We start from the raw sequence: 8,947 nt of genomic DNA on the forward strand, positions 1-8,947 counted from the left end.
CCCGTGACGTCCGGATGAGCCGAGCCCGGTCTCGGAAGAAGGGTCGCCCGGCCTCCGCGGTGTTCGGCATCGGACGCACCACGTATCCCATTCCCTGCCCACCGGCCACGAATCGGTCCCGTATCGTCTCGTCGCACGGGCCGCGTCCCGCGCCGCGCACGCACGACAAGGAGTCCCGATGGGGGAAGCATTTATCATCTCGGCCGCCCGCCTACGGATCGGCCGCGCATCGTTCGAGGCCACCCGATGAGCGGCCTGTTCGACGTCGAGGGCAAGACCGTGGTCGTGACCGGCGGCACCCGCGGCATCGGGTCGATGATCGCGAAGGGCTTCGCCGAAGCCGGTGCGCGGGTCATCATCTCGTCTCGGAAGGCCGATGCGTGCGAGTCGGCCGCCGCGGAACTGTCCGCGTTCGGTGACGTGGTCGCGCATCCGGCGGACCTGAGCACCCCGGAGGGGGTGGCCGATCTCGCCGCATTCGTGACCCGGACCTTCGACCGGGTGGACGTGCTGGTCAACAACGCCGGGGCCACCTGGGGTGCGCCGGTCGACGAGTTCCCCCTCTCCGGGTTCGACAAGGTCCTGGGCCTCAACGTCACCTCGGTGTTCGCGCTGACGCAGGCGCTGCTGCCGCAGTTGCGGGCCGCGGCGACCCCGGACGACCCGGCGCGAGTGATCAACATCGGATCGATCGACGGGATCGTGGTCTCGGGAACCGAGAACTTCTCGTACGGGGCATCCAAGGCCGCGGTGCACATGCTCACCCGCAAGCTCGCCGCCACTCTCGCACGCGAGCACATCACCGTGAACGCCGTTGCGCCGGGACCCTTCCCGACGAAGATGATGGCGTTCATACTGGACGACCCCGCGCTGAAATCCGCGGTCGAGGGCAATGTCCCGCTCGGGCGCATCGGTAGCCCCGAGGACATCGCGGGCACCGCGATCTTCCTGTCGTCGCGGGCCGGCGCCTACCTCACCGGCACGGTGATCCCGGTGGACGGGGGCATGAGCGGCACCCGCTGACTCGTTCCGCTCCCGCTGTCGGTGGCAGGCCCCTTGTCAAGTGCCCGGTCGAACCCTTTGACTGGTAGGTGGACCCAGCTCCCGATCCCACACCGGACAGCGAGGATGCAGATGCCCACACATCGAGCAGTTCACGTCGAGTCGGCCGGGGGAGCACTGACCCTCGTCGACACCGAAACAACCTCCCCCGATCCCGGACATGTCCGAATTGCGGTGTCCGCCTGCGGAATCTGCGGCACCGATCACGGCTTCGTGAATGGGGGATTTCCCGGTACGACTTGGCCGCTGACCCCCGGCCACGAAATCGCCGGAACCATCGCCGAACTCGGTGCCGGGGTCACCGGTTTCGACATCGGCGACCGGGTCGCGGTGGGATGGTTCGGCGGCCACTGCAACGAGTGCGTTCCCTGCCGCCGAGGAATATTCATCCACTGCGAAAAGCTGCAGGTGCCGAGTTGGCACTATCCGGGCGGTTACGCCGACTCGGTGACGGTGCCTGTCACTGCGCTCGCCCGGATTCCGGACGAGCTGTCGTTCTCGGAGGCCGCCCCCATGGGTTGCGCCGGCGTCACCACCTACAACGCGCTGCGCAAGACCCGGGCACTACCCGGCGACCGGGTCGCGGTCCTGGGACTCGGCGGTCTCGGTCACCTGGGAGTGCAGTTCGCCCGCGCGATGGGATTCGAGACCGTTGCCATCGCGCGCGGCGCCGGCAAACGGGACGATGCCCTGGAGCTGGGGGCCCATCACTACGTGGACTCCTCGGCGGGCGACGTGGCGGAGGCGTTGCAGGCACTCGGTGGCGTGTCGGTGGTGCTGGCCACCGCGGCGAACTCCGCGGCGATGGCCGCGACGGTCGGTGGGTTGCAGCCGCAGGGCGAACTCGTCGTCGTCGGCGCGACGGTCGATCCGCTGCCGATCAATCCTCTGCAGCTGATCATGCCCGGGGTGAGCGTGACCGGTCACCCGTCCGGGACGGCACGCGATGTCGAGGAGACGATGCGATTCGCGGTACAGACCGGAGTGCGCGCTCGCATCGAGGAACGTCCCCTGTCCGAGGCCGCGCAGGCGTACGCCGTCGCCGAGGAGGGACGCGCGCGCTATCGCATGGTGCTCACCATGTGAGCACAACTGCCCTAAGCCCTGCCGGTCCCCTCGGCGAGCCCCTTGTCCAGCTGTGCGACGAGCACCTTGCCGAGTTCGGTGAGGGCGCGCAGCTGATCGTCGTCCAGCCCGTCGAACACCAGCCGGCGCACCGTCTCGACGTGGGCCGGCGCCGCCTCGACGACCTTCTCGTAGCCGCTGTCGGTGAGTACCGCGTACGAGCCGCGGCTGCCCGGAATCGGCTCGCGGTACACCCAGCCGCGCTTGGCGAGGCGGGTGACCACATGGGACAGCCGCGACAGCGACGCATTCACCGATTCCGCGAGGGCGGACAACTGGGCGCGCCGGTCCGGTGCCTCCGACAGAAGTGCGAGGGTGAAGTACTCGAAGTGCGTCAGATCGGAGTCGCGCTGGGTCTGGGTGTCCAGGGCGGCGGGCAACCGGGTGATCACCGACACCAGCAATCGCCAGGCGGCCTGCTCGTTCGCGTCGAGCCACCGGGGACTGTCGCTGCCCATGGATGTGTCCTCACTTCCGTCGTCGCTTCCTCGTTAGCCTGCCAAAGGGTCGGCTGTTCGCGCGCGCCGGGCCACTTGGATCAGCTCGGGTCGGTGTGATTCCCGCGGCAGATCATCACGGGCCGCTCCGCGCGGTGCAGCAGGTTTTGACTCGTCGAACCGAGCAGGGCACCGGCGATGCGGCCCCGGCCGCGGCTGCCGACGACCACGAGCTGGGCGTCGTCCAGGACCCGCAGCAGCTCGCGTGGCGCGGATCCGCGCGTCGATACCTCCTCGACCGCCACGTCGGGGAAGCGCTGCCGGTAAGGGGCGAGAATCTCGCTCAACTTCGACGCCTGCTCGCGTGCCACGGCGTCCCAGTCGACGAGGAGCGTCGCCGGACCCACGATCGGCATCGAGTCGGTGATCACGGTGTCGGCGGCGAATTCGCCGGTCCAGGAGCGGACCGCGGTGACGGGTGCGCCCGTCAGCTCGGCGAAGCCGAATGCGGTTTCGGTCGCGTTCGCGGATGTCGACGTGCCGTCCACGCCGACGACGATCGGGCGGGTGTCCGGTCCCGGATCGGCCGGGTCGCCGCGCCACACCACGACCGGGCACGGCGCGCGGCCGGCCACCCGGGACGCGGTGGAGCCGAGCAGCCACCGCTCGACCGACCCGCGACCGGTCGCGCCGACCACGATGAGCGACGCGTCCTTCGCGGCCGTGAGCAGGGTGGTCGCGGGGGCCTCCTCGTCGACCAGCGTCGTCAGCTGGGTCTCGGGTGCGTGCTGCCGGACTTCGGCGACCGCCTCGGAGAGGATGCGGGTGCCGTCTTCGGTCAGGCTGTCCGCCAGTTGCTGGGAGAGTGTCGGATCGCCGATGCCGAGCAGACGCGTGGGGTGCGATGTCGAATGCACCAGTTGCAGTGACCGGCCCAGCTTCCCGGCGACCGCTGCGGCCCACTTCGCGGCGCCGAGCGAGGTGTCGGATCCGTCGATGCCGACCACGATGTGTGTTCCGGTGTTCACGAATGTCATGCCTTCCTCGCCTTCGGCCGATGGTCAGCTGTCGTGCGAACATGCGTGGCGATCGAGCCTGCCGCGACACGAGTTGAGACTATCTCTCGCATGGCTCTTCTCGCGGCGTTCATTGTGGTGACGACCCTCGTCGTGATGACGACCGGGAAGGCCCCCGCCGTCCTGGCATTGGCCACGGCACTGGTCGTCGCGGGCCTGGCCGGGATCGCCACTCCGGCCGAACTGTTCGCGGGGTTGAGCAACAGCGGCGTCATCACGATCGCGGCGATGCTCGTCATCGCGAAAGGCGTCCTGCGGACCGGGGCGGTCTCCCGCGTCACCCATCTGCTGCTGTCCGGAGTTCGCACCTCGGGTCAGGTGCTGCGCCGGTTGATTCCGTCGGTCGGGTTCGTCTCGGCGCTGATCAACACGACCCCGATCGTGGCGATGCTCATCCCGGCCACGAAGGAACTCGAGCAGCGGTCCCGGATCCCGGCGCGCGGAATCCTGCTGCCGGTGGCGCACGCGACGACTCTGGCGGGGTCGGCGACGCTGATCGGAACCAGTTCGAATCTGCTCATCGCCGGGCTCGCCGAGCCGGCCGGGGTGCGGGTGTCGATGTTCTCGTTCGTGCCCATCGCGGTGCCGGTGGCCGTCGTCGGCTGGCTGGTGCTGACGGTCACCGCACCCTTGCTGCTCGGAGGACGGGTCGCCGAGGGCGAACGCGACCTGTCGTGGCAGGCCGAGATCCCGATCTCGGCGCGGGCGCTTGCCATCGGCCGCACCGCATCCCGGCTCGACGTCCGTTCCACGGCGGAGTACGAACTCGTGGAGATCCGCCGCTGGGGCGACCCCATCGACATCGACAGTCCGCTCGAGTCGGGCGACGTCCTGGTGTACCGGGCGACCGAGGCCGGTGTCCGGATGCTGTGGTCGAACCCGGTTTTCGGCCTCGTTCCGCAGCGGTTGTTCCGCGTGGCCATCGCCACCAACGAGGGCCGGTCGGTGCGCGACCTCGAGGAGCACGAGGACATCCTGGTGATCGCCGCGCAGACCGATCGGCTGCTGCGTGAGGCTCCCGCGCAACCCGGTGGGCTGTGCCTGGTCACCGCGGAATCGGCCGACTCGCTCGCGGACAACTCCCTGGTGGCGGTGTGGCGGGAGCTGTCCGGCAAGGCGCCGCAGGCCGCGAAGACGTGGATCGCCGTGAGCATCCTGGCCGCCACCATCGCCGCGGCGTCGTCCGGCGTCCTCGCGGTCGAACTCGTCGCGACCGCCGGCGCAGTCCTGATGGTGCTGACCGGGGTGCTGACGCCGAGATCGGCCGTGCGCGCGCTGAACTGGAACATCCTGGCGATCATCGCCGGATCGGTGGGGCTGGGCACGATCGTCGTGCGCAGCGGCCTCGGGGACTACATCTCCGACGCCGTTCTCACCCTGGCGGCCGGGAACGTCGCGTTGATCGTGCTGGTGTTCGTCGTCGGCACCACGGTGTTGACGAACGTGGTGACCAACGCCGCCGCCGCGGCCATCCTGACCCCGATCGCCCTGCAGATCGCCGCGACCACGGACCTGGATCCGGTGCTGCTGCTCACGCTGATCGGCACGTGCATCTCGTTCACCTTCCTCAACCCGTACAGCCACCAGACGAACCTCATGGTGTTGCGCCCGGGCGGGTACTCGACGGCGACGTTCGTGCGGTTCGGGATCCCGCTGACGCTGGCGGTCGCCGCGTCGGCGGTGGGGGTGGGCTGGGCGCTGCTCACGTTCACGGGCTGACGCGGACGGTCCGGCCGGTCGGAGGCGCCCGGTACGACGGTCGGTGCACCGATATCTCGGTACGCCCGCCGTCATTTCGGTCTTCTCCGGGGTGAGCACGCTCGCGGCGGTGGGGAATGAACTTGGCGATCCGCTCGTTGCACCCCTATGATGGTTGAAGCTTCAACTTTTAGGAGTGTCATGAGCACCATGCCCGCCCTGTTCCTGAGCCACGGCGCCCCGCCGCTCGTCGACAGCGAACTGTGGGTGTCCCAGCTGCAGCGGTGGGCAGCGGACCTGCCGCGACCCACGGCGATCCTCGTGGTGTCCGCGCACTGGGAATCGGCGCCGCTGACCATCGGCGCCACCGCCACCGGCACCCCGCTCGTCTACGACTTCTGGGGCTTCCCGCAGCGCTTCTACGAGGTCACCTACACCGCACCCGGCGCACCCGACCTCGCCCGCCAGGTCGCGGCGCTGATGCCCGACAACGAACCGGTCGTGCAGCAGCCCGACCGCGGTCTCGACCACGGCGCCTATGTGCCGCTGACCGTCATGTACCCCGACGGCGACATCCCGGTGCTTCAGATCTCGCTGCCCACCCTCGACCCGCAGCGGCTGCTGCACCTCGGCGAGCGCCTGCGGCCGCTGCGCGAGCAGGGCGTGCTCATCGTCGGCTCCGGCTTCACCACCCACGGCCTGCCGTTCCTGCGCGACATGCGACCCGAGGCGGCCGCCCCCGGCTGGTCCTCCGAGTTCGACGCGTGGGCCGGGGAACGGTTCGCGGCCGGCGACATCGAGGGACTGCTCGACTTCCGCACCCGGGCACCGGGCATGCCCTACGCGCACCCGACCGTCGAGCACTTCGCGCCGCTGTTCGTCACGCTCGGTGCGTCCAGCAACCCCGAGCAGTCGGCCCGGCAGGTCATCGACGGATTCTGGATGGGCCTGGCGAAACGCTCGATCCAGGTGGACTGAACCCGCTCAGCGGGCGCGCAGCGCGTCGAGCGCGCGGTCCGCGTGCACCGACGCGCGCAACTCGCTCGCGACCACGTCGAGGATGCGGCAATCGGTGTCGATCACGAACGTGGTCCGCTTGACCGGGGACAGCTTCCCGAGCAGCCCGCGCCGCACCCCGTACGCCGCGGCGGCGACACCGTCCGGGTCCGACAGCAGCGGGAAGTCGAATCTCTGCCGCGTCGCCCACGACGCGAGCCGGTCCACCGGATCGGCGCTGATCCCGACGCGGGTCGCGCCGACGGCGGCGAACTGCGCCGCCAGATCCCGGAAATGGCAGGCCTCCGCGGTGCACACCGGCGTGAACGCGGCCGGGTAGAAGAACAGCACCAGCGGGCCGTCGGCGAGCAGCTCGCCGAGCGAGCGCAGCTTGCCGTCCTGGTCGCGCAGCGAGAAATCGGGGGCGATGTCACCGGGTCTCATGCCCGGCGACGCTACCGCGCGCGCGGCCCTCGCGGCAGCCCTGGGATGATGGGCGCATGTCCGGCGAGCCCACCACCATTCCCGCAGCCAGCGACCCGTCCGCGCGCGGTCGATCCGATACCACCACCCGCGAGGAGTTCCGGGTACTCGCGGCCGAGCACCGCGTCGTGCCCGTCACCCGCAAGGTGCTCGCCGACGCCGAGACGCCGCTGTCGGCGTACCGGAAGCTCGCCGCCGACCGGCCCGGAACCTTCCTGCTCGAATCCGCGGAGAACGGCCGCTCCTGGTCGCGCTGGTCGTTCATCGGCGCCGGCAGCCCCGCCGCGCTCACCGTCGTCGACGGTGAAGCCGCCTGGTACGGCAGCGTTCCCGCCGGCGCACCCCAGGGCGGCAACCCCGTCGACGTCCTCGGCGAAACCCTGAAGCTCCTGCACACCGAGCGCCTGCACGGCCTGCCGCCGCTGACCGGCGGCATGGTCGGCTACCTCGGCTACGACACCGTCCGGCGCCTCGAGAAGCTGCCCTCGATCGCCGAGGACGACCTGCAGATCCCCGAACTCGTCATGCTCCTCGCGACCGACCTCGCCGCCGTCGACCACCACGAGGGCACGATCTGGCTCATCGCCAACGCCGTCAACTGGGACGGCTCCGACGAACGCGTCGACGAGGCCTACGACGACGCGGTCGCCCGGCTCGACCGGATGACCGCCGCGCTCGCCGCCCCCGCCGCGTCCACCGTCTCCACGTTCGCGAAGCCCGCCCCCGACTACCGGCGGCAGCGGACCACCGAGGGCTTCGGCGCCGACGTCCGCAAGCTCATCGGCGACATCGAAGCCGGTGAAGCCTTCCAGGTGGTGCTCTCACAGCGCTTCGAAATCGACTGTCCCGCAGCGCCCATCGACGTGTACCGGATGCTGCGCGCGTCGAACCCGAGCCCGTACATGTTCCTGCTGCACATTCCGGGCCCGGACGGGGAGACCGCGTTCTCCATCGTCGGATCCAGCCCCGAGGCGCTGGTCACCGTCTCCGACGGCGTCGCCACCACCCACCCGATCGCGGGCACCCGGTGGCGCGGCACCAGCGAGGAGGAGGACGTCCTGCTCGAGAAGGACCTCATCAACGACGAGAAGGAGAACGCCGAGCACCTCATGCTCGTCGACCTCGGCCGCAACGACCTCGGTCGCGTGTGCGAACCCGGCACCGTGAAGGTGCACGACTACCGGCACATCGAGCGGTACAGCCACGTGATGCACCTGGTCTCGACCGTCACCGGCCGCCTCGCCGACGGCAAGCACGCCCTCGACGCCGTCACCGCGTGCTTCCCGGCGGGCACCCTGTCCGGTGCGCCGAAGGTCCGCGCGATGGAACTCATCGAGGAGCTCGAACCGACCCGCCGCGGCATCTACGGCGGCATCGTCGGCTACCTCGACTTCGCCGGCGACGCCGACACCGCCATCGCCATCCGCACCGCGCTCGTCAAGGACGGCGTCGCGTACGTCCAGGCCGGTGCCGGGGTGGTCGCCGACTCCGATCCGGTCTACGAGGACACCGAGGCCCGCAACAAGGCCATGTCCGCGCTGTCCGCGGTCGCCGCCGCCGCCACCCTCGTCCCCTACGGTGGTGACCCCGAGTGACCGACCCCGTCGCACCCGCACCCGCCGCGCCGCGCCGCCGCCCCGCCGTCGTGGCGGCGCTGCTGCTCGGCGTCGCCGCGCTCGCGCTGTGGGCATCGAGCCGGATGACGTGGGTGACCGTGTCCTCCTCCGACGGGCTGGGACAGGATCGGACCAGCACACTCGACGGCGGCACCTGGGCGGCCTCGCTGACGCCGCTCGCGCTCGTGCTCGTCGCCGCGATCGCCGCGTCGTTCGCGGTGCGCGGCTGGGCGCTGCGGATCGTCGCGGTCGCGGTCGCGGCCGTCGGGATCGCCGCGGCGGTTCCGGCCGTCGGACTGTTCGCCGGCGGCGCCGACCCGGAGGACGCGGCCCGCATCGCGGAACTGCCCGCGCGGGCGACGGTCACCGCCACCGACATCGCCTACGGACCGGCCGTCCTTGCCATGGTAGGGGCGGTCGCGGCGCTGGTCGCGGGGGTGGTGTTGTGGCGGAC

The 8,947-nt window shown here is 70.5% G+C and carries 9 protein-coding genes; 6 read left to right on the top strand and 3 right to left on the bottom strand.

The genetic code is table 11. From position 1 onward, the window contains the following. Positions 1 to 246: 246 nt before the first annotated feature. On the top strand, positions 247 to 1,023 hold the full coding sequence (locus tag I0Q12_RS08800; RefSeq protein ID WP_197251566.1) for an SDR family oxidoreductase: 777 nt from the start codon (positions 247 to 249) through the stop codon (positions 1,021 to 1,023). Between the two features lie 111 nt (positions 1,024 to 1,134). After that, entirely contained in the window at positions 1,135 to 2,148 is a 1,014-nt protein-coding gene (locus I0Q12_RS08805; protein WP_197251567.1) for an alcohol dehydrogenase catalytic domain-containing protein, read from the top strand. Between the two features lie 11 nt (positions 2,149 to 2,159). Here the strand turns inward: I0Q12_RS08805 and I0Q12_RS08810 are convergent, their stop codons facing one another. Together I0Q12_RS08810 and I0Q12_RS08815 are read right to left on the bottom strand one after the other, a co-directional pair. After that, entirely contained in the window at positions 2,160 to 2,645 is a 486-nt protein-coding gene (locus I0Q12_RS08810) for a MarR family winged helix-turn-helix transcriptional regulator (RefSeq protein WP_197251568.1), read from the bottom strand. Positions 2,646 to 2,725: 80 nt separating this feature from the next. After that, entirely contained in the window at positions 2,726 to 3,661 is a 936-nt protein-coding gene (locus tag I0Q12_RS08815; RefSeq protein ID WP_197251569.1) for a universal stress protein, read from the bottom strand. Positions 3,662 to 3,751: 90 nt separating this feature from the next. Here I0Q12_RS08815 and I0Q12_RS08820 point away from each other — a divergent pair, with 90 nt between their 5' ends. Beyond that, a complete protein-coding gene (locus I0Q12_RS08820) occupies positions 3,752 to 5,419 on the top strand; it encodes an SLC13 family permease (protein WP_197251570.1) in 1,668 nt (555 codons plus the stop codon). Between the two features lie 189 nt (positions 5,420 to 5,608). Continuing rightward, entirely contained in the window at positions 5,609 to 6,376 is a 768-nt protein-coding gene (locus I0Q12_RS08825) for a dioxygenase (RefSeq protein ID WP_197251574.1), read from the top strand. A 6-nt stretch (positions 6,377 to 6,382) separates the two neighbouring features. On the opposite strand, the gene I0Q12_RS08830 is transcribed toward I0Q12_RS08825, so the two are convergent. Further along, entirely contained in the window at positions 6,383 to 6,838 is a 456-nt protein-coding gene (locus I0Q12_RS08830) for a peroxiredoxin (RefSeq protein ID WP_197251571.1), read from the bottom strand. A 56-nt stretch (positions 6,839 to 6,894) separates the two neighbouring features. Between I0Q12_RS08830 and I0Q12_RS08835 the strand changes: the two genes are divergently transcribed. Both I0Q12_RS08835 and I0Q12_RS08840 read left to right on the top strand, forming a co-directional pair. Continuing rightward, positions 6,895 to 8,472, top strand: a complete 1,578-nt coding sequence (locus tag I0Q12_RS08835; RefSeq protein ID WP_197251572.1) for an anthranilate synthase component I — start codon at positions 6,895 to 6,897, stop codon at positions 8,470 to 8,472. Continuing rightward, the coding region (locus I0Q12_RS08840; protein ID WP_197251573.1) for a TIGR02234 family membrane protein at positions 8,469 to 8,947 on the top strand (479 nt) is incomplete at its 3' end. The genes I0Q12_RS08835 and I0Q12_RS08840, both read left to right, overlap by 4 nt.

Source organism: Rhodococcus sp. CX, assembly GCF_015865005.1.
Taxonomy (GTDB): domain Bacteria; phylum Actinomycetota; class Actinomycetes; order Mycobacteriales; family Mycobacteriaceae; genus Rhodococcus.

Coding starts and splice junctions, on each gene's coding strand:
- I0Q12_RS08825 (WP_197251574.1), top strand. CDS start 5,609: ATGCCCGCCCTGTTCCTGAGCCACGGCGCCCCGCCGCTCGTCGACAGC.
- I0Q12_RS08810 (WP_197251568.1), bottom strand. CDS start 2,645: ATGGGCAGCGACAGTCCCCGGTGGCTCGACGCGAACGAGCAGGCCGCC.
- I0Q12_RS08800 (WP_197251566.1), top strand. CDS start 247: ATGAGCGGCCTGTTCGACGTCGAGGGCAAGACCGTGGTCGTGACCGGC.
- I0Q12_RS08805 (WP_197251567.1), top strand. CDS start 1,135: ATGCCCACACATCGAGCAGTTCACGTCGAGTCGGCCGGGGGAGCACTG.
- I0Q12_RS08815 (WP_197251569.1), bottom strand. CDS start 3,661: ATGACATTCGTGAACACCGGAACACACATCGTGGTCGGCATCGACGGA.
- I0Q12_RS08820 (WP_197251570.1), top strand. CDS start 3,752: ATGGCTCTTCTCGCGGCGTTCATTGTGGTGACGACCCTCGTCGTGATG.
- I0Q12_RS08830 (WP_197251571.1), bottom strand. CDS start 6,838: ATGAGACCCGGTGACATCGCCCCCGATTTCTCGCTGCGCGACCAGGAC.
- I0Q12_RS08835 (WP_197251572.1), top strand. CDS start 6,895: ATGTCCGGCGAGCCCACCACCATTCCCGCAGCCAGCGACCCGTCCGCG.